We start from the raw sequence: 24,690 nt of genomic DNA on the forward strand, positions 1-24,690 counted from the left end.
CAATCATTCGCGCCAATCGCTCGATCGGAAAGTCTGTGCGATCTGTTTGTCCGATTTGTCCGATCAAAAACTGGGGCAGGAAGGATGACCCTTCGCCCCAGTTTATGCGGAGTTTGGCGGTTTCTGACGGACGATCGCCTTAGCTTTCGATTAGCTCAACCCTACGGTTTTTTCGGGCGTTGGCTGGTCTAGTCCATGTTGTCAAATCGCTGGAAACCCTGATTCCACTGACTGTTGGCGGATCGTGGGGGGCAAGGGGCTTAAGCCCCTTGTCTAGGGTGGTTAGGGTATGACAGATCAACCGTTTTCACTGGATCCCAGGAAGTAACGACAGGCCCTAATCTTCCGCAAAAATGTACTTGTACAGATCCTTGGGATCCGGTTCAGGGCTGTCGAGGGCAAATTTCACCGCGTCGTTCACATGCTCTTGAATTCGGCGATCGATCTCCTTCAGTTCTTCCGCCTTCACCAATCCTTCACCCAGCAGGTGATCGGCCAAGCGAGTAATCGGATCGCGCTTACTCCAAACTTCCTTTTCTTCCTTTGCTCGCAGTTCATCCGGATCGGCCAAGGAGTGACCCCGGAAACGATAGGTCAGGGCTTCAATGACCGTGGGGCCTTCGCCAGCGCGGGCCCGGGCGATCGCCTCTTGGGCAACACCACGCACCGCCAACACATCCATCCCGTCCACTTCTACGCCGGGCATCCCGAACGCGGGGCCTTTTTTGTAGATTTCGGGCACGGAGGTGGCACGCTCGTGGGCCATCCCGATCGCCCACTTATTGTTCTCAATGACATAGATCACCGGCAGCTTCCAGAGGGCCGCCATGTTCAAGCATTCAAAGAACTGGCCATTGTTCGCGGCTCCATCCCCAAAGAAGCAAACGGTCACCCCGTCAGAACTGGGGTCATTCATGGCTTCGCGTCGATACTTGCTTTGGAAGGCCACCCCCGTCGCCACCGGAATTCCTTCCGACACAAAGGCATAGCCCCCCAGCAGTCGATGCGGCTCCGAGAACAAGTGCATGGAACCGCCACGGCCCTTGCTGCAACCCGTCACCTTACCAAACAGCTCTGACATCACTTCCCGGGCGGGCACACCAGCACTCAGGGCATGAACGTGATCACGATAGGTACTAGCCACATAATCATTGGCATCGCGGCGCAAAGCCCGAATCACCCCCGTCGAAACGGCTTCTTGGCCGTTGTAGAGGTGAACGAAGCCAAACATTTTGCCGCGATAGTACATCTCGGCGCACTTGTCTTCAAAAAGGCGACCCAGCACCATGTCTTCGTAGAGCATAAGCCCTTCTTCGCGGGTGACGGTGGCGCGGGTGGTCGGGGTTGCGGGAAGTACGCGTTCTTGTACCATTTCGCTGGTGCTGGGGTTGCGGGCTGAGTCGGTCAATTCAGAGGGTTCGGATTGGCTGGGCAAGGGTGGCGGCGATCGATTGCGCTATCCCACCGGTTGCGCGGCTAATTTTTTGAGAAATCCAGTTCAACATAGTACCGGACTTTGGCAGTCCCCGCGCGGTTGGGCGATCGCGGCGCTAGTTGGGCGCAGGGGCGGCGAGTCAGGTTTTCGTGTCCTAACTGCCCTAGACAAGGGGCTTAAGCCCCTTGCCCCCCACGATGTCCTAACTGCTCTAGCTCAGGGGTTTCGGCCCCTTGTCCCCCACGATCTTGTCACGGTGGAATCAGGGTTTTAGGCGGCTTGACAACTAGCCCTCAGCCCCTTACCCCAGGGTGATTGGTGATTTGCGAGCACCTCAAAAGATTGCTCAGTCCCCTTTTGTTAGTGATGTTGGGCCAGCAGTTTTTCAACCTTGGCTTCTTCGACCTTAGCCACCAATTGTTTAACTTCGTATTGGTCGCGGGTGGTTTTGGCCAGCGTTAGGGTTGAGCTGATGGTGAAACCCAAGCCCATGGACATGGCAAATTTCATCCAGGCATCGACCGGAAGGTAATAGATGCAGAGGGCTGTACCACCGGTTGAAAACAGAAACGATAGCCAAACTTGGACGATCCAGGCGGTGGTGTGGCGCATGGTAGAGGGTGTTTGGGGTGGAAGGAATGGCTTGAATGAATTGATTGTGAAATACAGGATGAGGATGAATGGAATTGGGGGGACAGTTTGCGATCTCGAATGCAATCACGGGTCATCACGCTGAGTGTCAGCAAGCCGCACCCCTGATCGAGGCGCTGGCCGATCGCGCAGGCCGCCGAGCGGGGCGGTTTCATGTGCCGGGTCATAAGGGCCAGGCGATCGACCCGCTGTTGGCGGATGCTTGGGGCGACTGCTGGGCCTGGGATTTGACAGAACTGGAGGGATTGGATAATTGGGCGGCTCCCCAGGGCGCGATCGCGGCGGCCGAAGCGTTGGCGGCCGATTGCTTTGGGGCGGGCCTCACTCGATTTTTGGTGAATGGGGCCACGAGCGGACTGGTGGCGGCGATCGGGGCCGTTTGCCAGGATGGCGACTCGCTGATTGTGGCTCGCAATGCCCATCAATCGGTTTTGTCCGGTTTGATTCTTGCGGGGGCACGGCCCTGCTGGGTTTGGCCAGCGGTCGATCGGGAATGGCAAATGCCCACGGTGGTGACTCCCGAGGCGATCGCCCAAGCCCTGGCGACCTATCCCCAAGCGAAGGCGGTGCTGCTGGTGTCACCGACCTATCACGGTTGGGTTTCGGATTTGCCCGCGATCGCCCAACTAACGCGATCGCACGGCATTCCCTTAATGATCGATGCGGCCCACGGGGCCCACTTTGGGTTGCATCCAGAACTCCCGATCGCTCCCTTGGCGGCCGGCGCGGATCTGGTGGTGGCTTCGGCTCACAAAACCCTTGGTTCCTTAACCCAATCGGCGCTGCTTCATTTACACCCCCAGGCTTTGATCGATCGCGATCGGTTGAATCAAGTGCTGCGATGGGTCACCTCCAGCAGCCCCAGCTACTTGCTGATGGCCAGCTTGGATGCGGCCCGGCGACGGGTGGCGCTGCGGGGTCAAGTTGATTGGGGCGAAACGCTGGCGCGGGTCGATCGGGTGCGATCGCAGTTGGCGGGCGATCGAGCGATTCGAGTCCTTGCGGGGCCCAATCTGGATCGATCGCGCTTGACCGTTCACTTGGCTGGCTGGAATGGTTACCAGGCCGATGAAGCGTTAGACCAAGATTGGGGCATCACCGCCGAACTCAGCAGCCCTCAACACTTAACCTTTGTTTGGACACCGGCCAACACCGACCAAGAAGCCGATCGCTTGGTGGCGGCTTTGGCGGCCCTGGCGCGATCGCCCCAAATGGCTCTCGATCGGGGGCTGGATGCGGTCGCCGGATTGCTTGCGCCCCCCAGTCCGGCCCCGCTGACTCCGCGCCAGGCCAGCCAGCTTCCCACCGAGCCGATCGACCTTAACCGGGCGATCGGGCGCATTGCCGCTGAGTGGATCTGTCCCTATCCACCGGGAATTCCTGTGATTGTGCCTGGGGAAATCATCACTTCCGAGGCGATCGGCCAAATTCAGCAAACCCTGGCCCTCGGCGGCGACTGCACCGGCTGTGCTGACCCCAGCGTTCAACAATGTCTTGTCCTCATCCCAGCCGATCGCTAAGCGACCAGGTTACGGAAAATTCTGTTGATTAACCCCCAAAAACAAGGTGGAGCCAGCGACAACACTGGCTCCACCCAAGGCTATCCATCTTCGCAATGGACTGCGCTAGCCTTGATTAGTTGCAATCCTTGGTAGAGTCGCTAGCCAACTTGGTAGCGGCACTAGCAGCTTCATTTTCCTTAGCCGTGATGCACAAGATAGCCTTGGCTTGTTGGTCTTCCAACTTCACCACGCCCTTGAAGCTCTTCAGAGAAGCTTGCAGCTTATCAGCGGTGCTGGTTGCTTCCGTGTCAGTACCAACGGTCTTGTACTCGAAGTTATCGGTTTTTTCCTTGATACCAGCGTTCAGGGTCTTCAGGTCAGCCGCGAACTTGCCTTGCTCCACGTAGTAAGCCTGTTGAGCACGGTTGAGCGAACCAACATAGGTGCTACCTTCCGACTGACGAGCCTTAGCGGCTTGGTTGAGGAAGGAAGGCAGAGCAATTGCTGCCAGAATACCGATGATGATGATTACAACCAGCAGTTCAATCAGGGTGAAGCCTTCTTCGCTGTTGCGGCGCTGGGCGAGGTGTTGGATCAGCTTGGCTTTGAATTCAGCTTTCATCTGGGATAGTCTCCTCGAGAGTCGGGGGAGGAAGGTTGGGAAGGTGGGGATTTTGTTCCCCTCATGCTTGCAACTTACCCAGGTTACTGGGGATTCATATCAACCGCAGCAGAATTTTTTTGGGGTCAAGGGAAAAAGCCTGAAAACCCTGACCAAGCAAGCATGTTCGAGAGTCAACCCCCAGGATTTTTGGGGTGGCTTTTGGATCAGGATCAGGATTCTTGCGATGTTAACGGACTGGCGTAGCACCTGATCAGCACCATTTTTCGGGATGCCCAAGGAATGCCTTTTGGGAGATGCTGAACTCTAGGTCAACTCCAGTACTGCGGCAAGCTTATTTCGGTAGGTCAGCTCAAATGATTGCTACCGTTCAAATGATTGCTACCGTTGCCAAACCGTTCAGTAGCAAGGGGCTTCAGCCCCTTGTCTTCCACGATCTGTTGACGGTGGGATCAGGGTTTCAGGCGATTTGACGACAGGCTCTAGGCCTCAATGGCCTCTAGGAAGATGTAGCCGAAGGTTTCGAGGTCTCGCAAGAAGGTGCAGACCGCTTGGGTGGCACTGGCGCGATCGGCCGGTGAGCGATCGACTGGGTTCAGGGGGCGCACTCGCATGAACCGATCGATCAGTTGCGTAATCGGTTGGGGGCCCGTCAACAGCGGAACCAAGACGGGCACTAGGCTGGCACTGGCCGCCGCGATGCCTTCCGGCCGCCGCAAAAATTTCGCGAAGTTCAGGGGCTTGAGGTAGCGGCAGGATTCCACGAGGGCCGCTTCAAAGTCTGGATTATTCAGCAGGGGGTGCAGCACCGCTTGGGTGCGATCGGGCTGCTGGGCCAACTGTTCAACCGTGGGCGACTTCGGCGGTTCTGCCATGGGTTTTGGCGTACAGAATATGTCGATCAACCGGTTGCGGCTGACCAACAGATCGTGCCAATACATTTGTTCACGCCAACTGATTTGCTCAAGCCGCGATCGCAGTTCCTCGGGAAATTGCTCCAGATCCAGCATGGTTTTCACCGCCCAATCCTGGGGTTCCACCGGGGCAATAAGCTGCAAATTCGCACCCTCAATTAGGTCAAACACCTCCGGCACCGAAAATCCCCGATCGCCGTGGAGCATGAAATTAAAGGCCAAGATTCGCTCGCGAACATCAGGATTATCGGTGTCATTGCGATCCCACATTTTCCGCACATCCACATTGCGCGGATTCAGGGACAAAACAATGGATTCCACCAGGGCCATGGTGGTTTTTTCATCCCGATCGGGGGTAATCGCTCCCACATCGCGCAAAAATTCCTGGGCACAAAGCACGGGAATTCGAGTGTTGAAGCTATGCAGATTCACTCGCAAAATACCCGTCGGTTTCAGCACGCTGGCCATTAACTGCAGGCTGGCGAGGGGGTCTTCCAGCAGGTACAACACCTCATCACAATTGATGTAGTCAAATTGCTGATCAAGGCTAGGAAGCTGATCGATATTGAGGGTTAAAAATTTGGCCCGATTGAGCAAATCAAACCGCCGAAACCGCTCGATCGCCACATCGATCGAAGCCGGAGAAAGATCAATGCCGGTGATGGTTGTTCCCGGGTTCAGATGAGCCAACATCAAACCTTTGAAGCCACTGCCGCAGCCCACATCCAGAATCTGCATTCCGTCGGAGTTCACGCATCGGTGATCGCGGGCATAGAATGCGGTGGCCAATGAATGGGCGTGAAATTCATCGGGTTGACTATCGGGAGCCGTTTCGATCGGTTCGCGAGGGTAGGGCGTTTGATCAAACTGTCGCTGAATCCAGGCTTCTCGTTCAGCGGAAGATTCAAAATTCATGGCAAATTAGGGCTTCCAATCAGGGCTTCAAAATCAATCAAGTCGATTTAGTTTGATTCGACTTAATTCGGCTGCACTCAATCTGAGTTCTGGGGAATTTTTGCTGAATGTCTGCCAGGTGAATTCACTTCACCAACTCAATTCAGCAATTCAAGTTGCTAACTCAATTTGCCAACTCAAGTTGCTAACTCAAGTTGTTAGCTCAGTTCAACTCAAGCGAGTTCAACCAACAGATAACCTGCCTGACCCAACTCTGAGAGCAAATAACGCAAGGCTGCTTCCACTTCTGAGCGTGCGATCGGCTCCAAAGTTACTGGATCCACAGGGCGCAATTGTTGCAGCGAATCTGCGAGTTCCGTAAAGGTTTTCATCCCTTCCAACAGGGGCAGCAACCCAAGGGCGATCGCGCTGCTGACCGATTCCCAGCCCCATTTCAGGGATAAGTGCTGATCCAACTTTAAATCAGTGCCCTGTAAGACCACATTTTTGAGGTCTGCGGCAAATTCTGGTGTATCCAATTGCGGGTGAAGTGCTGCTCGGGACTGATGCCAATCTTCTGGTTCCCAGTCGCTGAGGGCTGTCCAGGGTTGTGCCGCGTCGGGATGACCACACCAGAAATCTAAAAGTCGATGGTTCGATCGAATCAAATCAAAAAAGTGGAGTTGATCGGAAATGGGCGCTTCCGACAAGCCAAAGGCGATCGAAATGGGCATGTTTTCTGGGTCTTTGAACAGATCCGTCACTTCCCAAGACTGCCAATCGGTCATGCTGATGAATTCCAGACCGGAGCGATCGATATAGTCAAAAAGCTGAGGGATGGTGAATCCCCGATCGCGCTGGAACAGCAGATTCATCATCACCCGCTGCTCATTTTGCATTTTTTCAGAGTCCCAAACCCGCATTTTCAGGAGTGTTGTATCTTTCAAAGACTCCATCAATTCGGTCAAAATTCCCATTTCCAGCTCACCCGGGTTGTCATCCATCAACCCAATCAGGTGAGCCAAGCTTTGGGCCTTGAAATAGTCAAATCGCTGATAAAGACTATGGAGATTAGAACGAATAATCCCATCGGGTTTTAAGACGGCTTTCATAGCCGCCAGCCCATCGGCGGGATCCGGTTGCAGATATAGCAATTCATCGCAGTTAATGTAGTCAAATTCCATGCCTAATTGCGGCAACTCTTCCATTGCCAATGCATGAAATTCCACGCGATCGCCCAAGCCATGGTGCTCCAAGCGTTTTTGGGCCAAGTCCACGGAAGCGGGCGACAAGTCCACCCCCACAATGCGCGCGCCGGGGTTGGCCAAAGCCATGCTCAACACGCCATATCCACTGCCACAGCCCACATCCAGCATCAACCGCCCTTCGGTGTTGGCAATTTTTTGGTTGCGACGATAGTAGGCGGTGCGGAAATCGTGCCAGTAGGTATGGGTTTCGGCCGGTAAGCGATCGAGCGGAATGCGGGGATAGGGGGCGCGATCGAACTGGGCCCGCACCTTGGCAAGGGGATCCTCAAGCGGATCGTCAGCGGGGTTGATGGGAGAGGGCAAAAGAGATGGCTCGGTCATGCGGGGGTTGACGAATAGTTGTCCTAACGCAAGGGTGGGAAGACCCAACGGCAAGGGCGGGTTAGAATCTTGACGAGGCCATGGATTGGCCATGGTCAAGCGGTTGCCGAGGCTACCTTGGCCATATTGCCCCATTTCGATCCCGAAGCGATCGCCCCAAATCCGCTACCTGCCACCCGATCGCCGATCCGTTTTAACAGTTGGTTTCACAATTTGTTTAACAAGCTGTTTAACAAGTTGTTTAGCGATTGGCTGCACAATCGGCTCAGCAATCGGTTTCACCATGGATTTCACCGTGGGCTGAAAACTTTTGAACGGCTTGTCCTGCCATCTTCTCCAACACCATTTCCCACATCGTCAGTCCCAACCCTATGAGCATTGAACAGCATTCCCAGCCAACGGACGATCGCGCCGCTGTGGCCAACTCGTTGGATGAAATGCTAGAGGCGCTGAATTTGGGAATTCCGACGGCTCCCGACGATTTTCGATCGGGCTTTGTGGGAATTGTGGGGCGGCCCAATGTGGGCAAGTCCACGCTGATGAATGGTTTGGTGGGGCAAAAAGTGGCCATTGTCTCCCCGATCGCCCAAACCACTCGCAACCGACTGCGGGGCATCCTGACCCGGGATGATGCGCAAATTGTGTTTGTAGACACGCCCGGAATTCATAAGCCTCACCACGAATTGGGCAAAGTGTTGGTGGCCAATGCACGCATGGCCATCCATTCGGCGGATTTGCTGCTGTTTGTGGTGGATGGGTCAGTGGAAGCAGGCGGGGGCGATCGCTTCGTGGCCGAATGGTTGGCCCAAGCGCCCGTGCCGGTGGTTTTGGGGCTGAACAAAATTGATCTGCAAACGGATCCGACGGTGGAAGAGTCCTACGCGGCCTTGGCGACCGATCGGGGTTGGCCGATCGTGCGGTTTTCGGCACTCCAGGGCGAGGGCACGGAGGAGTTATTGCAGGCGCTGATCGATCGACTGCCGCCGGGCCCGTTTTATTACCCCCCGGAATTGGTGACCGATCGCCCCGAACGATTCATCATGGGTGAGCTAATCCGCGAGCAAATTTTGCTCCATGCCCGGGATGAAATTCCCCATTCCGTGGCGGTGGAAATCGATCGGGTGGAGGAAACCCCGAAAATTACCCGCGTCTTGGCCACAATTCACATTGAACGGGCCAGCCAAAAAGCAATTCTCATCGGCAAAGGCGGTTCCATGCTGAAGGCGATCGGCACAGCAGCCCGCGAACAAATTCAAAAGTTAATTGATGGCAAGGTTTACCTGGAGTTGTATGTGAAACTGCAACCCAAGTGGCGGCGATCGCCCGCTCGCCTGGCCGATTTGGGTTACCGCATTGAGGAAGATTAGGGAGCGCCATCATTTCCTGGGGGCCAGCCGACCCAGTTGCTTTCCCCGGTTCCCGTCATCGTAACAAGGGGCTTAAGCCCCTTGCTGTCTAGCGATTCGGTAACGGTAGCATCAGGTTTTCAGGCGATTTGATGACAGACCCTCAGCCCCAAGCCCGCCAGCAGTTAGTTATTAATAAACTTCTCGAAAACTTCCCCAAAATCTTTGCGCACATAGGACTCATGGGCCAGCTTTAACCAATTGAATGCGTATTGGTTAATGGCCTTGAATTGCTCTTCGGCCGTTGAAGTGCTGGTCGATCGACTAATGGTGGTGGCCGCCGTGTTCAAGCTGGTTTGTGCATAGCCATGAAACGCAGTATTTTCCTGCTGAATCAAAGCAATTTTCAGCAGGGCTTTATACAAGTCCTTGAGTTCATGAATATGGACTTTGGCCACATCGATCGAGTAATGCTGGCTGCCCATGGAAAACTTAATTTCCACATCCCGATCGAGCGTTCCCGCTGTTTCCAAAGTCACATGGGAAATGGCATGGTGGGCATAGTTAAAGCGCCGCAAAGTGCGTTTTTTGCTGACAGCCGATGTGCCATCCACATGGATCAGCGCCAAGTTGGTGAAGCAATATTCATCCATCTTGGACTTAATCAAAAAATAGATTTTCTCACCTTCTTCATTGATGATGTAGTCGTCCGCGTCAACTTTGCCGTAATCCTGGGGACGAATCACCACTCCAATGTCACTGAGGCCCAAGGCATCCGAAGCCAAATTCTTAAACATGGGAATCACCAATTGTTGATTAACCCTAGCCAAGCCTTGCCCAGCCCAATGTTGCTTAGCCCAACATGGCCAAGCTTGGTTGAAAGCTGGAAACACTCAACCACCATAGACACCGCACCACGCAGGAGAGGCTAGCCCGACCAGCCAGTATAACAACCGAGTTTTGTCGGTTGCCAGGGGCGATCAACTCTCAGAGGATGTCTGAAAAGTGTCTTTTGGCACGGGCAATGCACCAATAGTCGTGGGGGCAAGGGGCTTAAGCCCCTTGTCTTCGTCGATCGATGAGGCGTGCAGAGTATCGATTTTGGCTTTTCAGACATCCTCTCAGGCTAGTAGCGTGGCTGCCTTAATTCGCTGGGTTAAATGATATGGCTGTTACCGCCACCCGATCGTTAAGCAGCAAGATGCTCAAGCCCCTTGTTACCACGACTGGCTCCGCAACTTTGACCCAATATATTAAGCCTGTCGCGCTACTGGGCTTTGGGTTGTTCCTAGGCCACTAATCGCACAAATTTCTTTTTTCCCACTTGCAGCACTTTGCCCAACAAATCCGCCGCCGATTCAAACTTTTGGTTCACATCCGCTAGCTTTTCGCCATCCAGTTTTACACCGCCCCCTTGAATTTGGCGGCGGGCTTCGCTACTGGTAGTGCATAACTTTGTGGCACTCAACAGATAGAAAATTGGAGCCGGAAATTCCACCTGAGCCAAGGAAAACTCCGGCACATTTTCCGCACCGCCACCGCCCGACACCAAATTCATGGCATCCTTTTGGGCTTGCAGGGCGATCGCCTCGCCATGGATTTGTTGGGTAATTTCCAGGGCCAACAATTTCTGGCGATCGCGGGGATTTTCGGGTAACTGATCCAACGGTAAATCCGTCATCAGTTCAAAGTAGGTTTCCAGTTGCGCATCGGCCACCTTTTCCAGCTTGGAATACATGGTGAGCGGGTCTTCTCGCAGGGCCACATAGTTACCCAGGGATTTGGACATTTTCTGCACCCCATCAGTCCCAATCAAGATGGGCGTGAGCAATCCAAACTGCGGTTTTTGACCAAAGTGGCGCTGCAAATCTCGCCCTACGGCTAGGTTGAATTTTTGATCTGTGCCGCCCAGTTCCACATCCGCCCGCACGGCCACGGAGTCATAGCCCTGCATCAACGGATAGAGAAATTCATGCAAAAAGATGGGACTTTCCTGCTGATAGCGCTCTGCAAATCCTTCCTTAGCCAACATTTGGCCAACGGTCATGGTGCTGAGGAGTTCCAGGATTTTGCCCAAGTCCAGCTTGGCTAACCACTCGGAGTTGTAGCGCACCTCCAGGCGGCCAGGCGTTTCAAAATCCAGGATCGATCGCACCTGATCCAAATAGGTTTCCGCGTTGGCTTGCACTTGCGCTTCGGTCAGTTGCTTGCGCACTTCCGATTTACCGGTGGGGTCGCCAATGCGAGCGGTGAAATCGCCAATAATCAGGACGGCGATGTGGCCCGCATCCTGGAAGGCTCGCAATTTCCGAACGGGAATGCTGTGGCCCAGGTGAATATCGCTGCCGGTGGGGTCAATGCCGAGCTTGACACGCAAGGGGCGATCGGTCGTGGCCAACAATCGCTCTAGGTTCTGGGCCGGATCCGTTGAGTCGGGTTGGTTGGGAAAAATATCGGCGGTTCCGCGATGGAGCCAATCGAAGTTAGACGCTGCCATAACTGGTGCGCTCAATTCACTATAGAGATTGAATAGGGGTTGGCAATAGAGGCTCAAAGATTGCAATGAGCTTGTCAAAAGAGCCTCTGACGAGGATTGAACTCGTGACCTCACCCTTACCAAGGGTGCGCTCTACCACTGAGCTACAGAGGCGGGGTGGTGGGCCGAGCTGGATTTGAACCAGCGTAGGCATAGCCAACGGATTTACAGTCCGTCCCCATTAACCACTCGGGCATCGACCCGCTTCCACCACGGGAGATAACAATAGCACAAGGATCGAAAATTCCCAATAGGCAGCCCAAAAATTTTTTGAATTTTTTTGAGGAAGCGATTGGCCTGGCTAGGGCGGGATCTTGGGCAACGCGGGGGTCAAAAACTGGGGACGATCGGGAGACCGCTGGGGCGATCGCCGGGTGTGGAGATTTCACCGGGCGGCGGCTCCCGCAGTTCGCCAAATCCCTTTCATAATGAACATAGTTAGCGCGTTCTGAGTAGCAACCTGTGCAACTTGAGTCTCAGCCTGATACCCAGCGATCGAATGCAGGTCGATCGGGCACGGCCCAGCAATCCCCATCAAGTGCCCCGGCTGCTGATTCGGACTCTGGATCTGTCCTTCAGACCTCACCCCCGGCACTCCAGGAGCTGAACCAATGGGAGCAGCGATCGCGCCGTTTGTTTTGGCCCTTGCTGGGGGTGGCGGCCACGGCGATCTTGGGAGCCACCGGTTGGGGTCTGTGGCAATTGCGCAAGCCGGCGGATCCGGCGGTTGATCCCTTGGCCAAGCTGACCGTTCCGGTCACCTCCGCTGATTTGACAGTCAAGATCGATGCGAGCGGCACCATTCGCCCGATCCAAACCGTGAACCTGAGTCCCAAAACCTCCGGGCGCTTGGTGGAGTTGTATGTGGAGCAGGGGGATGCGGTGCAAAAGGGCCAAGTGATTGCCCGAATGGATGATTCGGAAATGCGGGCGCAACTGGCGCGGGCCCAGGCCGGCTTGGCGCGGGCCCAAGCACGACTGGCGGAGGCCCAAACGGGCAATCGACCGGAAGAAATTGCAGAGGCGGAAGCCCGGGTGAACCGATCGCGCGCGGATGTGGTGAGTGCCCAGGCGCGGCTTGATTTGGCCCGGGAACGGCTGGAGCGCAACCGATCGTTGGCAGAAGCAGGGGTGATTGAGCGCGATCGCCTGGATGGGTTTGAGCAAGAGGCCCGCAGCGCCAAGGCGGATGTCGATCGGGCGAAGGCGGCGTTGCTGGAATCCCAAAAGGGGCGCGATCGAATTCGGAACGGTTCCCGGATTGAAGATATTGCCGCCGCCCGGGCCGATGTGGCCGAAGCCCGGGCCCAAATGGCCCTGATCCAAACGCAATTGAATGACACCGTGGTGCGTGCGCCCTTTGCCGGATTCATTTCCCAAAAGTATGCGGAACCCGGTTCCTTCGTGACTCCCACCACGTCCGCTTCCTCCGGCAGTGGGGCAACTTCCACCTCGATCGCGGCGCTGGCCAGTGGTTTGGAGGTGTTGGCCCGAGTTCCGGAAGTGGACATTGGGCAAATCAAGTTGGGGCAAACGGTGGAAATTACGGCCGATGCCTATCCCGATCGAGTCTTTCGGGGACGGGTGAAGCTGGTGGCTCCGGAAGCGATTCGGGAGCGCGATGTCACCTCCTTTGAAGTGCGTGTGGCGATTCTGTCGGGGCAGGAGGCGCTGCGATCGGGCATGAATGTGGATTTGGTCTTTTTGGGCGATCGCCTGCCCCAAGCGGTGGTTGTACCGACGGTGGCCGTGGTGACCAATCGCGGTCGCACGGGCGTTTTAGTTCCCAATGCCACCCAAAAACCCGAGTTTCGAGCGGTGGTTTTGGGCCCCACCTTGGGCAATCAGGTGCAGGTGCTCCAAGGCATCAAACCGGGCGATCGGGTCTTCACAGATTTGCCCCCGGGGCAGACCCTCGACAGCATCTTGAACAACAAGGCGAAACCCGGCGATGGGCGATGATCGGCTAATTCCTAGCCACACCGTTTGACGTTTGCTTAGGGTGATCAGTCAATGCATATTCCCAAACGCGGTAAACATAAAGTCTTCATCGGCATGGCTCCCGGTGTCGGCAAAACTTACCGCATGTTGGAAGAGGGCCAGCAATTAAAAGCAGAGGGCATGGATGTGGTGATTGGGTTATTGGAAACCCATGGCCGCAAAGAAACCGCCGACAAAGCGATCGGGCTGGAGGTGGTTCCCCCTGCTCAAATTGCTTACCAAAATCGATTGCTACCGGAAATGGATGTGGCCGCCATTTGCAATCGCCAGCCCCAGTTGGTGTTAATTGATGAGCTGGCCCATACGAATGTGCCCACGAGCGATCGCCCCAAACGCTATCAAGATGTGGAGCTGATTTTAGCGGCGGGAATTGATGTGTTTTCCACGCTGAATATTCAGCATTTAGAAAGCCTCAATGATCTCGTGACTCAAATTACCGGCGTTGTGATTCGAGAGCGCGTGCCCGATCGAATCCTTGAGGAAGCGAATGAGGTGGTGGTGATTGATGTCACCCCTGAAACCTTAGAAGAGCGCCTACAGGATGGGAAGGTTTATGCCCTGGATAAAATTCCCCAGGCATTGACCAATTTCTTTCAGCGTCGCCACCTGATTGCTCTGCGAGAATTGGCGTTACGAGAGGTGGCCGACAATGTTGAAGAACAGGCGATCGATCAGGATTCCAGCACCCCGTTTTGTAACATTCACGAGCGAGTGTTGGTCTGTGTTTCGACCTACGAGGGATCAATGCGCCTATTACGACGGGCAGCGCGGTTGGCGAATTACATGAATGCGCCCTTATATAGCTTATTTGTTTGTCCACCCGATCGATTTTTAAGCAAAGACGAAGCGTTACAAATTGAGGGCTGTCAACGACTTTGCGAGGAGTTTGGAGGCGAATTTCTGCAAATTCAAGCGTCAAATATTCCCCAGGCGATCGCCAAAGTGGCCCGAGATTATCGAATTACACAAATTGTGCTGGGCGAAACTCGTCGATCGCGGTGGCAATTGTTGCTGCGCGGCTCTTTAACCTACCGATTGATGAATCTCCTAACGGAGCAGTCAGTGGATTTGCACATCATGAGTCATGACGGCCGCGCCCCACGCTCTCAGAATTCTGCTGAGTCTTGATCAATATTTTCCACGGGGTTTCCGGTTTTCAGCGTGGGAATCTTTGGGCAATTTTCCCGGTCACGAATTTCCCACAGGGCCGCTAGGTTGGGGCTAATTTTAGGGAAAACTCCGACTCCTTTCCTCAGAAATATCTTCGGTGATCAAAATTTCTTGATCAATGACTCGAAACACCAACCGCTGATTGGCCACACTGTTCAGGGGCTGATCGCGAGCCATCGCGGACTGAAACAGGGTGCAGGTCACCACCGCTTGGGAGCGATCGGGCGCAATTTCAATCACCAAATCTTCGTAGCGAACGGCGGTCATGCGCATTTGGGGATAGGCTAGCTCCAGCAAATCTCGAATTTGTTGGCGACCGTCAAGCCGAATAATTTGGGATCCTCCGGCAAGGTTCACCGTTGCCCGAATTGCCGCATTGGGTGCATAGAAGCTGACGATCGCCTCAATGTCTTGGTTTTTGATGGCGGCCAGCAGCCCTTCCAAGCGCGATCGAACCTGATTTTCGGTCAACTCCACTGGTGAACGCATCCGGGGTGGCATTTGGGGTGGCATTTGGGGGCGCTCCGGTTGGGTCTCGGCCCGGTGGGGCTGAGTGAGGGTGGCGGCCACCGACTGCGGGCAAGCTATTGCTCCGGTTCCGATCGCGCCCATTACCGCGCCAAGGATCGTCACTCGCAACCGCCGCCATACCTGTGCCATGCTTGGATCCATAATCAAAATTCCTTCCCCTTGAATCGTTGTTAGCGTCTGTTTGGGAGCTAGCGGCTTGGGAGCTAGTCGTTTGGGATCTAGATTTTTGGGTTTGGTTGAATTGAGTTGAGTTTAGTTCCCCCATCCCTTGCTGCAACGGCCATCGTAGGTTCGATCGCCCATGAGTCGTCCCCCCGAAATCGATCGCGTGATCGAAGCCTTTAAAAACAAGGACTATCGCACCGCCGCCCGGTTGCTGAATCCACTGCTCACGAGCCACCCGCGCGATCCTTGGGTGCAACTCTATGCGGCGCGGCTCCATGAGCTGGCGGGGCGGCCAGCGGTGGCGGAACCCATTTATCGAGAGTTGCTGAGAAACACCACCAACCCCAATCCCAAGATTTTGGCCCAAGCTCGTCAGGGGTTGCAGCGCTTGGAAACGGCCGATCGCACCCAGCGCCAAGCCGCCATTACCCAAGCCCGAGCCACCGCCCATCAAGCCGCCAACCAGGGCGATCGCACCCAAAAACCCGCCCACGGCATTTTAATTTTGGAGCCGATCGCCCCGGACGATCGCCCGGAAGCGGCGAAACAATTTGCCCGCATTTTTGACTTAGATCCCTACACCGCCCGAATGCAGTTGCCCAGCCGCGATTGGCGACTCTATCGCACCGGCCTGTTAGGAGAACTGCAAGTCTATGCGGAAGCCCTCCAATCACACCAAATTCCCTGCTTCTGTGTGGATGAAAAAGCGGTACAAGCCGTCAAAACTTTCACCATCAAACATTTCCAATCCGTTGATCCAGACCCGATCGTGATTTGCGAAAACGATCGACACCAGTTGGGAACCTTGGCCTTTCGGTGGGCGGAGGTGAGCCAACGGGTGTTAGGAGCCGTGCCCGTGGTGGAATCGGTGATTGATTTGAATGCGCGCGGCCAAATTGTGCGCCGAGATCAAACCCAAGATTGGGTTCCTCTTGTGGATTTGCATTTACCCGATCGGGGCTGCATTTTGCGCCTTTGCGAAAGTGCCTATCAGTTCGATCGGGGCGTGGCCTTTGCGCCCATGGGATTTTCGCCCAACTCCTTTGTGCAGGAATTGGATGACGGTCGCCCCACCCGGCGCACCCAATGGAACGCCCTCGTGACCTTTGTGGCTCAACAAACCCCGATCGCCCGGGTTTTCGATCGGTTCACCGGCTTTGCGGAAACAGCCTTGGATTACCGAGAATTACTCGATCGGCTCAATCCCCAAATCCCTGTTCCTCGCCGCAACGCCCAGCCCATGCGCGAAGATGCCGCCTTCGCCCTTTACAGCCGCGTCAGCTTCTGCCGTCCTAACTCTCCGATTCGCTAGTCGGCTCACCTTGGAAACGATTGCCCCGCTCCGAGAAATCCTCCGGGCGTAAATTAGCGAGAAAGTCCCGAAAAGCGGCTTGCTCGGCCTCGTCCGCGTCCCGATCAACCGGCACCGAAGCATCGGCAATTACCTCCTCCATCACCCAAATGGGGCTATCGGTGCGCAGGGCCAGGGCGATCGCGTCGCTTGGGCGCGCATCAATATCCTTTTGCACATCCCCTTGCCGCACACAGAGCACCGCATAGAACGTGCCATCTTGCAGCGAATGGACAATCACCTTCTCCAGGGTCATTTCCCAAGTCTGGAGCAGATTCGCCATCAAATCGTGGGTGAGCGGGCGCGGCGGTGGCCGATCCTCCATGGCACTGATGATCGCCTTGGCTTGATCCGGCCCAATGTAGATCGGGAGGGCACGCCGATCGGCCGTATCTCGAAGCAACACGATCGGCGTGCGGCTCGCCGCATCCAATGCAATTCCCGCAACCTTCATTTCCACCATAGACCCAGCATCCGTAGCATCCGTGAGCGATTGACCGGTATTCGCCTTCAAGCCTGTTCTCAGTATGCCCTGCCAATCGGCGGGATTACGGAAAAAACCCGCAGAAAAACAAACAGGGGCGAGTCAACCTCACCCCTGCTGCTCATTCAAAATGACCACTTTAGCCGCTAACGATCTCGATCGCGCTAGCTAGCTCCCACCGCGACTTAGTAGCGGCTCAGGTTAGGACGGTGCACAATGAAGCCCACCGATTGGCACTGCTTGATGTTGTCGAAGCCCACAACGCGGATGTAGCAGTTGCCATATTCCGAGCGGCAAGCTTGCACTTCGGTCAACACTTCTTGCACCGAACGCGCGTTGAACAGGGGCAACTTCCACATCGTCCAGTAGTACACCTCGGGATCCGAGTTCTCGTTGAACTCAACGCCGGGGATGTAGCCCTGGTCAATCATGTACTGAATTTGCTTGGCGATCTGTTGGTCGCTGAGGGGAGGCAAATACGAGAAGGTCTCAAAACGACGCTCTTTGGGCAGAGTCTTCATGCCAGTTGTCTCCAAACGGGGCGAAGAGAAAAAACTTCAACGAATGCAATTTGAATGCGATTCACTCATCCCGTGGCTAATTCCAGGAGTGGAATTAATCATCGATCGAGTGGTCACCCGATCGCCGCTCCGATTCCAGGAGTCGATCGGGTTCCTCAGCCAAAACCAGTTGTGTTAGCCGTTCGAGGTGCTGGCGGCGGAGATGGCCATTGGACTTTTGAACCCCTTCACGCACCATCTCCGGCAAATAGTCAGTCACATCACTGACCAACTCATCACGCACCGTCATCAGACGAAAGGCCAAATCCGGATCAACGTTCAGCAGTGATTGCAAATAGGCTTCCCCATCCTGCAAATTGCTCTCCGCCGAAAACCGATGCAGCCAAACCGCCTTGGGGGGATTAGTTTCATGTAGTTGCGCGAGGACAGTCCGCATTGCCTGGTAGGTCAAATAGCTTTGCAGCATCTTGGCCGTATCCTTGGCAATTTGCTTGAGATCCATACGCAGCCTCCGCGATCGCCCAACGTTTTCACGATGCTAGACGATCGCAGATCCAGAAACCGCTACCGGCTTACCGATTTCCATCGGTGCGCGGCTTCCCCCTCGATCGGCCAATCAACCGGCTCGCCGCATCATCAGACGGTATCAACCGCCTCGAACTCGAACTTGATTTCCTTCCACAGTTCCAGGGCCACAGCTAGGTCAGGAGACCAGCGAGCAGCCTCACGCAGGATGTCGCCACCTTCGCGCAGCAGGTTGCGGCCTTCGTTACGGGCTTGGACGCAAGCTTCCAAAGCCACGCGGTTCGCCGTTGCACCCGGAGCGTTACCCCAGGGGTGACCCAGCGTACCACCGCCGAATTGCAGCACTGCGTCATCGCCGAAGATGTCAACCAGTGCGGGCATGTGCCACACGTGGATCCCACCCGAAGCCACGGCCATCACGCCCGGCATCGAAGCCCAGTCTTGGGTGAAGTAGATCCCACGGCTGCGGTCTTGCTCGATGTAGTTTTCGCGCAGCAAGTCCACAAAGCCCAGGGTTACGGCTTGGTCGCCTTCCAGCTTGCCCACCACCGTACCGGTGTGGATGTGGTCACCACCGGACATCCGCAAGCACTTCGACAGCACGCGGAAGTGGATCCCGTGGTTCTTCTGACGGTCGATGACCGCGTGCATGGCGCGGTGGATGTGCAGCAGCACGCCGTTGTTACGGCACCAGTGCGACAGGGTGGTGTTGGCGGTAAAGCCAGCCGTCAAGAAGTCATGCATGATGATGGGCATTTCGAGTTCTTTGGCGTACTCGGCCCGCTTCAGCATTTCTTCGCAGGTGGCAGCGGTCACGTTCAGGTAGTGACCCTTGATTTCGCCGGTTTCCGCTTGGGCCTTGTGAATGGCATCAGCCACAAACAAGAAGCGATCGCGCCAGCGTTGGAAGGGCTGCGAGTTGATGTTTTCGTCGTCCTTGGTGAAGTCCAAGCCGCCGCGCAGACATTCGTAAACGGCACGACCGTAGTTCTTCGCCGACAGACCCAGCTTGGGTTTGATGGTGCAACCCAGCAGGGGACGACCGTACTTGTTGATCCGATCGCGTTCTACTTGAATCCCGTGCGGGGGGCCTTGGAAGGTCTTCAGGTAAGCGACGGGAATCCGCAGGTCTTCCAGACGCAGCGCTTTCAGGGCCTTAAAGCCGAAAACGTTACCCACCAGCGAGGTCAGCAGGTTGGTAACGGAGCCTTCTTCAAACAGATCCAGCGGATAGGCGATGTAGGCAATGTATTGGTTGTCTTCACCGGGAACCGGCTCTAGATCGTAGCAACGACCCTTGTAGCGATCGAGGTCGGTCAGCAGGTCAGTCCACACAGTGGTCCAAGTCCCGGTCGAGGACTCAGCGGCCACGGCTGCCCCAGCTTCTTCCGGGGGAACGCCCGGTTGCGGGGTCATGCGGAACGCAGCCAAAATATCAGTATCTTTCGGCGTGTAGTCCGGCGTGTAATAGGTCAGCTTGTAGTCTTTTACGCCAGCGTCGTAGCCAGCTTTTGATTGCGTCTGTGCGTAAGCCATAACGTCCCTTCCTAAGAACTGCTTCGTCGATCGAGGGTCGGCGAAAGTGGTGGGCGATTGAGAGATCAGCAGCGTCTTCACAGCAGAATCTTGCGAAGCCCCTTAGATCTTGGAGCTTCGCAAACCGAGGAATGCGAATCGCATTATGCAAATGGCATTATTTTGGATGAATCGGCGCTTAGACGAGCGATCAAGCAGCTAGAAATCCGAGAGAAGCAGTTTCTTCAAAGGTGACGGTCGAGACGATACCGCCAACGGGCTGCACTCTCGCGAAGTTGTAGCCGAATTGCCCAAAAAAAATATATCAGGAAAGGTATAGCTAGAACTTTGCAAATACTTTGGGATCTTATGAATTTTCGTAATTAACGTTACGGTTCGTAGCAAAGGCGATCGAGCGTTGGGATTGAGAAAACGGGGCAAAGGGGCACAGCGCAAGCCAACGGAGCCAAACTCTGGCCAACAAAGGGGAGATCTGGCCCCGGTCTTGGGGGCGATCGATCGGGGCAAATGGCGAGATGTCAAAAGATTACGATCGGCTGAGTAGTTGCTGCCATTGACTGAGGGCCAACTCTGTCCAGAGCCAATTCTGCGCCAAAACGGGGGGCTGAAACTGGCTGCCAGCGTTGGCTTGCACCTGATCGCGGTAGCGAATGGCCTGTTGCAGGGCTGCGGAGTCGTTGTTTTGTTGGGCCCGGGCCTGGGCCACCAGCGCCAGGCCCGCTTGGGCGGTGAGGGCCAGATTATCGCTGAGGATGGCTCCGTCAGCGGTTTGGGTGAGGTTCAGGGATTCGGCAAAGGCTTGCTCAGCCCGATCGAGGGTTTGGGTCTGAAAATGCGCAAACCCTAAGGCCAGGTGATAGCGCGGATCATTGGGGTTCTGTTGAATGGCCAACTCCCAAAACCGTTGGGCATCGTTGAAGCTGTAGTCCGGTTGCTGTTGGCGTGCCAGTTGCCAGGTCACCCGCCCGCGCAAGAAGAGGGTTTCGGCGGTGTCTTGGCTGTTGGGGAGGGTTTGCAGCACGTCCCGGGCAATGGCGGCGGCGTTGCGGTTGGGGGCCAGCAGGGCTTCGATCGCCTGCACAGCGGTGGGGAGTTGCTTTTGGCGCAAGGCTTGCAGGGCGATCGCCTGCACCGTTTCCGTGTCGGTGCTGTTCCAATCGTTTGGCGGATTCAGGGATTGGGCGATCGGGGCGGTGGGTTGGGGCATTGGCTGCGATCGGGTTCCTGACCGGGCCCCCGTCCACCACAACCCACCCGCCCCCAACAGCACGGCCAAGGCTCCAGCCACTAACCAAGATTGGGGCACGGTGACGGCCTTGGCAGCCCCCGATCGGGCAGCATTGTCCGCGTCGGCGGATCCCAGGTCAAACCGAGGGCGCGATCGATCCGCCCACGCCGTGGCTGCGGCCGCCGGTAAGTTGCCCTGCTCGTTCTGGCCACTTTGGCCATTGGAGCCATGCTGGCTGCGGCTTGTGTCCGGGCGATCGCTCCCTACGGCATCCGAGGGCGATCGCGCCACTAGCTCCTCCAGATTCACCGCCATGGTTTGATCGGCCCACTGATCATCCGCTAGCTGCTCATCGGCCAGACCCTTGAGGGGCATTGGGGGCCGCAACCCCGACTCATCGGGCGATCGCGGAGTGGTGGGCAGTGGCTCACCGTTGGGAATTAAGGGCGATCGCCCCGGCAGCGAGATGGGTACACCCGCCGCAAATAGCAGCCCGTCAAAATCGGGATGCAAATACAAAATGGGCAAGGCCCAATAGAACTGCGCCGAACCATAGGTGGAAACCAACCCCTGACGCATTCGGCTGGTGGCTAAATCCAGGGAATAGTCCGGACGCAGGTTGCGATAAAACAACTGCATCAGAGTAATCGCCACATCATCGGGAATTTGCTCCGACATGGCCAGAACCCCCGGCACACCGCGTCGCATCAGGGCCGCCGCCAACGTGTCCGCATCGGTTTCCGGCGCATCCGATCGATAAACCGGCGAGTCGCTGCCCCGACAGGAATTCAAAAAAGCCAGCCACACGCCGTTATTCACCAGCAGCCCCGCCAAGTCGTTGCCCGCCAAGGGTTCCGCCAGGCCCGTGCGCCGATTCACCAAGTGCAAACTGCCCCCATCGGGGCCCGGGTCGCTGTGGCCGGCGTAGTGAAACACATGGTATTGCCCCTGTTCGAGGGCATGGGTGAGTTGTTCCCGATCGGGCTGATCCAGCACATCGATTTCCATGTGGGCGGTGGTTTGTTGCAGCTCTTGGCGCAACCGCCCCACCTCTTGCTCCACGGCTAAGGCCGCTTGGTCGTCGGGAGCCGCCAGGGCCACCAAAATTCGCAATGAATCTGAACGGCGCAGGGTCAACCGCCGCGCATCAAAGCTACCGGAGCGGCCAAACTGCGATCGATAGCGAGAAAAGGTGATGTCCGTGCCCGTGGTCAACAGTCGCCCATCGCCATAGAGCGCTTCCCAGGGCAGTTGCAGCAATCGATCGCCCCGCAGTCCCAACCGCAAATGCAGCGCCGCATCTTGGCTATCGGCCACGCTTTGGGCAGAAATCCATCGATCGCGAATGGAACCTTGAAATAACGCGCTGTATAGCTGTTCTCCCAAGGCCACCAGGCTGGCCAGGCGCTCATCGGTTGCTGGCTCCGTGCGAAACAGATCCCACAGCGGATCCGCCATCAACCGTTCGGCCTGCACCAACCATTCCCCAATCGGCCAAATGGCTTGTTCTTCCGCCAACATCACTCCCTTGGGCGCTCGTTCCGTGCGAATCAACACCCGATCGTCCCCACCCAACGGCGTAATCGACAGGTGAAATTCCAAGACGGCTTTGGCGATCACGGAAGTCGGCATAGGACAAGGGCGCTACAGCGGGCGAACAATCAGACAGCCAAAAATCAGACAGCCATAGGGTGGCAATGGAAGAAAACGAACAAGAGGAAAGTGAATAAGAACAGTCCAAAACCAAACTAGCTAAAACTTTTTTCGTCAGCTTATCCGGACAACCCGTACGGTTCTGCGAAGGGAAAAGACAGGTAGATGCACCCTGACGATATCTCAGCTCTCCGCCTTCGGGTGGGGAGCTTTTTTTTGCGATCACGCCCCATTGGACGATCGATTCAGATGATTGGTGGGTGATCACTGGGCAATCGGTGGCGATCACTGGGCGATCAACCTGGATCGTTATTACCTTGGATCGCAATTTTCTGAATTGCAATTTCCCGAATCGCAATCCTTCAAAATCATCCGCTTAAAAATCATCAGCCTTTGATGGTCTGGGCATCGGTGGGCAATCCATCCCGATCGGGCCCGATCGGGCAATTCCGATGACTTCAACTCCAGATTGTCCGCCCGCCGACCCGACAGACAAGGGGCTTAAACCCCTAGCCCCACCCTTAGCCGCCACCCACGATCGTGACAATCTCCAGCCGATCGCCTTCCTGCAACGTGGTGCGTTCCCAGAACTGCCGATGCAAGATTTCACCGTTATATTCCACGGCCACCAAACGCGGATTTAGTCCCAATTGTGTCAAAAAATCCGGGAGCTGCGTGCCAGGAGCACAGTGGCGGGCTTCGCCATTCACCTGCAAGGCAATGGTTGAACTGGATAGCTCACTCATGAAGGATCCTCCAAAACGGCTCAAAGGGTCTGGATGTGTGGAAAGTTTGCGGCAATTGGGGCAACAGTCCCGGCGATCGGGTTGTGCCCCCCGTCCTGCCCAAAGGACTCAAGGGCTTGGAGTTAAAGGACGTGAAGTTAGAAGGGCGCGAAGTTACAGGACGTGAAGTTGGGACAGTAAATATTGGGTGACTTGTTTGGGTTGCTCTGCGGCCATCAGGGCCCGCACGACGGCCACCCGTTGCGCACCGGCTTCCAAAACGGCCGGCAAGTTTTGGGCATCAATGCCCCCGATCGCAAACCAGGGAACCGGCGACTTTTCCGCCGCAAAGGCCACATACTCCAACCCAGCAGCCGCCTTGCCCGCTTTGGTGGGGGTTTCATAGACGGGGCCCACGCCGATGTAATCAGCACCGCCCCGCAGGGCCCGCTCCATTTCAGCCGGGTTGGTGGTGGAGCAGCCAATGAGATATTCGGGCCCCAAAATCTGCCGGGCCGCTTCCAGGGGAAAATCCTGCTGACCCAAGTGAACCCCATCGGCCCCGACGGCGATCGCCACATCAACCCGATCGTTCACCAAAAACAGCGCCCCGTAGTGATGGCACAAGTCGCAAAGTCGTTGGGCATTGGCCAAGCGCCGTCCATCGTCCTCATTTTTATCGCGATATTGCACGAGGGATAGCCCTCCCTTGAGGGCCTCTTCCACCACTTCAAAGAGGTATTCATGGGGGGAGGTCACCAGATAAAGCCGGGCGGCCGCCAATTGTTGGTGGCGGTTTCGTCCCTGCAAACGGCTCTCTAGGCTATAGGTTTGGTAGCGCAGTTGCTTGCAAGCTTGGGATAGCTCGGGGGACAGCAGCTTGCCATATTCCTCGATCGAACGGAGGGCTTCCTGCACTCGGCACAGGTTAGCCTGCAAAACGGCCTGAATGCTCGATCGGGTCTCTTCGTTGCTGTGGGTCAGGGTTGTGCCGGGATCGGCGGGGGTGTTGCGGGCTGATCGCATTTCATCGCTGTGCCATTGGGCTAATTCGTGGCGCATGGCTTTGCACTGTTCGGTGAGTTCGGCGCTTTCCAGCCCAAACCGACACCATTCCTCCACAATTCGCAGCCCCTCCCGGGCCCGATCGAGGTTGGCATCCAAAATTCGCAAAACGGCCGATCGGGTCGATCGGGATTGAGAAGCCAGTCCCCGTTGTTCCATTGGTTCACTCATGGTTTCGCCCTGCTCAACAAAACTTCCATCCACCGACATTCATCGGCCGTGCTAGCTTGGTTAGACTTTCGGCAG

Annotated in this window: 20 protein-coding genes and 2 tRNA genes; 5 read left to right on the forward strand and 17 right to left on the reverse strand. The window is 56.0% G+C overall.

Going from position 1 to position 24,690, the window contains the following annotated elements:
* Positions 1-337: 337 nt before the first annotated feature.
* Both pdhA and AC2IAX_RS07335 read right to left on the reverse strand, forming a co-directional pair.
* On the reverse strand, positions 338-1,372 hold the full coding sequence (gene pdhA, locus AC2IAX_RS07330; protein ID WP_494390314.1) for a pyruvate dehydrogenase (acetyl-transferring) E1 component subunit alpha: 1,035 nt from the start codon (positions 1,370-1,372) through the stop codon (positions 338-340).
* A gap of 423 nt (positions 1,373-1,795) precedes the next feature.
* Positions 1,796-2,047 carry a YiaA/YiaB family inner membrane protein gene (locus AC2IAX_RS07335; protein ID WP_494389978.1) on the reverse strand — a complete coding sequence of 84 codons (252 nt, stop codon included), beginning with the start codon at positions 2,045-2,047 and terminating at the stop codon, positions 1,796-1,798.
* A 68-nt stretch (positions 2,048-2,115) separates the two neighbouring features.
* Between AC2IAX_RS07335 and AC2IAX_RS07340 the strand changes: the two genes are divergently transcribed.
* Positions 2,116-3,606: an aminotransferase class I/II-fold pyridoxal phosphate-dependent enzyme gene (locus tag AC2IAX_RS07340; protein ID WP_494389979.1), complete on the forward strand. Its 1,491-nt coding sequence runs from the start codon at positions 2,116-2,118 to the stop codon at positions 3,604-3,606.
* A gap of 115 nt (positions 3,607-3,721) precedes the next feature.
* Here AC2IAX_RS07340 and AC2IAX_RS07345 read toward each other — a convergent pair whose 3' ends face one another.
* The 3 genes from AC2IAX_RS07345 to AC2IAX_RS07355 all read right to left on the reverse strand — a co-directional run bounded on the left by AC2IAX_RS07345 (position 3,722) and on the right by AC2IAX_RS07355 (position 7,607).
* Complete coding sequence (locus tag AC2IAX_RS07345) at positions 3,722-4,210, reverse strand: type IV pilin-like G/H family protein (protein ID WP_190354557.1); 489 nt, start codon at positions 4,208-4,210, stop codon at positions 3,722-3,724.
* Between the two features lie 482 nt (positions 4,211-4,692).
* Positions 4,693-6,039: a class I SAM-dependent methyltransferase gene (locus AC2IAX_RS07350; RefSeq protein WP_494389980.1), complete on the reverse strand. Its 1,347-nt coding sequence runs from the start codon at positions 6,037-6,039 to the stop codon at positions 4,693-4,695.
* A gap of 212 nt (positions 6,040-6,251) precedes the next feature.
* Positions 6,252-7,607 (reverse strand): class I SAM-dependent methyltransferase, encoded by a 1,356-nt coding sequence (locus AC2IAX_RS07355; protein WP_494389981.1) that lies wholly within the window; start codon positions 7,605-7,607, stop codon positions 6,252-6,254.
* Positions 7,608-8,044: 437 nt separating this feature from the next.
* Between AC2IAX_RS07355 and era the strand changes: the two genes are divergently transcribed.
* A complete protein-coding gene (era, locus tag AC2IAX_RS07360) occupies positions 8,045-8,974 on the forward strand; it encodes a GTPase Era (RefSeq protein WP_494390315.1) in 930 nt (309 codons plus the stop codon).
* A gap of 164 nt (positions 8,975-9,138) precedes the next feature.
* On the opposite strand, the gene AC2IAX_RS07365 is transcribed toward era, so the two are convergent.
* From AC2IAX_RS07365 to AC2IAX_RS07380, 4 genes are all read right to left on the reverse strand, one after another.
* Positions 9,139-9,750 (reverse strand): PH domain-containing protein, encoded by a 612-nt coding sequence (locus tag AC2IAX_RS07365; protein ID WP_494389982.1) that lies wholly within the window; start codon positions 9,748-9,750, stop codon positions 9,139-9,141.
* Between the two features lie 491 nt (positions 9,751-10,241).
* Positions 10,242-11,450 carry a tyrosine--tRNA ligase gene (gene tyrS / locus AC2IAX_RS07370; RefSeq protein WP_494389983.1) on the reverse strand — a complete coding sequence of 403 codons (1,209 nt, stop codon included), beginning with the start codon at positions 11,448-11,450 and terminating at the stop codon, positions 10,242-10,244.
* A gap of 81 nt (positions 11,451-11,531) precedes the next feature.
* A tRNA-Thr gene (locus AC2IAX_RS07375) sits at positions 11,532-11,603 on the reverse strand.
* Between the two features lie 4 nt (positions 11,604-11,607).
* Positions 11,608-11,692, reverse strand: a tRNA-Tyr gene (locus AC2IAX_RS07380).
* Between the two features lie 259 nt (positions 11,693-11,951).
* Between AC2IAX_RS07380 and AC2IAX_RS07385 the strand changes: the two genes are divergently transcribed.
* Both AC2IAX_RS07385 and AC2IAX_RS07390 read left to right on the forward strand, forming a co-directional pair.
* Complete coding sequence (locus AC2IAX_RS07385; protein ID WP_494389984.1) at positions 11,952-13,451, forward strand: HlyD family secretion protein; 1,500 nt, start codon at positions 11,952-11,954, stop codon at positions 13,449-13,451.
* Positions 13,452-13,502: 51 nt separating this feature from the next.
* Positions 13,503-14,618, forward strand: coding sequence for a universal stress protein (locus AC2IAX_RS07390; RefSeq protein WP_494389985.1), 1,116 nt, complete (start codon positions 13,503-13,505; stop codon positions 14,616-14,618).
* Positions 14,619-14,717: 99 nt separating this feature from the next.
* Here the strand turns inward: AC2IAX_RS07390 and AC2IAX_RS07395 are convergent, their stop codons facing one another.
* On the reverse strand, positions 14,718-15,320 hold the full coding sequence (locus tag AC2IAX_RS07395) for a Cif family virulence factor (protein ID WP_494389986.1): 603 nt from the start codon (positions 15,318-15,320) through the stop codon (positions 14,718-14,720).
* 172 nt (positions 15,321-15,492) lie between these two features.
* On the opposite strand from AC2IAX_RS07395, the gene AC2IAX_RS07400 reads away from it, so the two are divergent.
* Positions 15,493-16,668 (forward strand): tetratricopeptide repeat protein, encoded by a 1,176-nt coding sequence (locus AC2IAX_RS07400; protein WP_494389987.1) that lies wholly within the window; start codon positions 15,493-15,495, stop codon positions 16,666-16,668.
* On the opposite strand, the gene AC2IAX_RS07405 is transcribed toward AC2IAX_RS07400, so the two are convergent.
* The 7 genes from AC2IAX_RS07405 to AC2IAX_RS07435 all read right to left on the reverse strand — a co-directional run bounded on the left by AC2IAX_RS07405 (position 16,649) and on the right by AC2IAX_RS07435 (position 24,603).
* Positions 16,649-17,170, reverse strand: coding sequence for a bifunctional nuclease family protein (locus AC2IAX_RS07405; RefSeq protein ID WP_494390316.1), 522 nt, complete (start codon positions 17,168-17,170; stop codon positions 16,649-16,651). The genes AC2IAX_RS07400 and AC2IAX_RS07405 overlap by 20 nt on opposite strands.
* A 206-nt stretch (positions 17,171-17,376) precedes the next feature.
* Positions 17,377-17,712 (reverse strand): ribulose bisphosphate carboxylase small subunit, encoded by a 336-nt coding sequence (locus tag AC2IAX_RS07410; RefSeq protein WP_099534326.1) that lies wholly within the window; start codon positions 17,710-17,712, stop codon positions 17,377-17,379.
* A gap of 94 nt (positions 17,713-17,806) precedes the next feature.
* Positions 17,807-18,214: a RuBisCO chaperone RbcX gene (gene rcbX, locus AC2IAX_RS07415; RefSeq protein ID WP_494389988.1), complete on the reverse strand. Its 408-nt coding sequence runs from the start codon at positions 18,212-18,214 to the stop codon at positions 17,807-17,809.
* Between the two features lie 134 nt (positions 18,215-18,348).
* On the reverse strand, positions 18,349-19,773 hold the full coding sequence (locus AC2IAX_RS07420) for a form I ribulose bisphosphate carboxylase large subunit (RefSeq protein WP_099534321.1): 1,425 nt from the start codon (positions 19,771-19,773) through the stop codon (positions 18,349-18,351).
* 526 nt (positions 19,774-20,299) lie between these two features.
* Complete coding sequence (locus tag AC2IAX_RS07425) at positions 20,300-22,633, reverse strand: CHAT domain-containing protein (RefSeq protein ID WP_494389989.1); 2,334 nt, start codon at positions 22,631-22,633, stop codon at positions 20,300-20,302.
* A gap of 542 nt (positions 22,634-23,175) precedes the next feature.
* Positions 23,176-23,400 (reverse strand): sulfur carrier protein ThiS, encoded by a 225-nt coding sequence (gene thiS, locus AC2IAX_RS07430; protein ID WP_494389990.1) that lies wholly within the window; start codon positions 23,398-23,400, stop codon positions 23,176-23,178.
* A gap of 153 nt (positions 23,401-23,553) precedes the next feature.
* The gene (locus AC2IAX_RS07435) at positions 23,554-24,603 is read right to left on the reverse strand and encodes a thiamine phosphate synthase (protein ID WP_494390317.1); all 1,050 of its coding nucleotides are present in this window, start codon (positions 24,601-24,603) and stop codon (positions 23,554-23,556) included.
* Between the last annotated feature and the right edge of the window lie 87 nt (positions 24,604-24,690).

The sequence above is a fragment of the Limnothrix sp. HT2024 genome, from assembly GCF_059138625.1.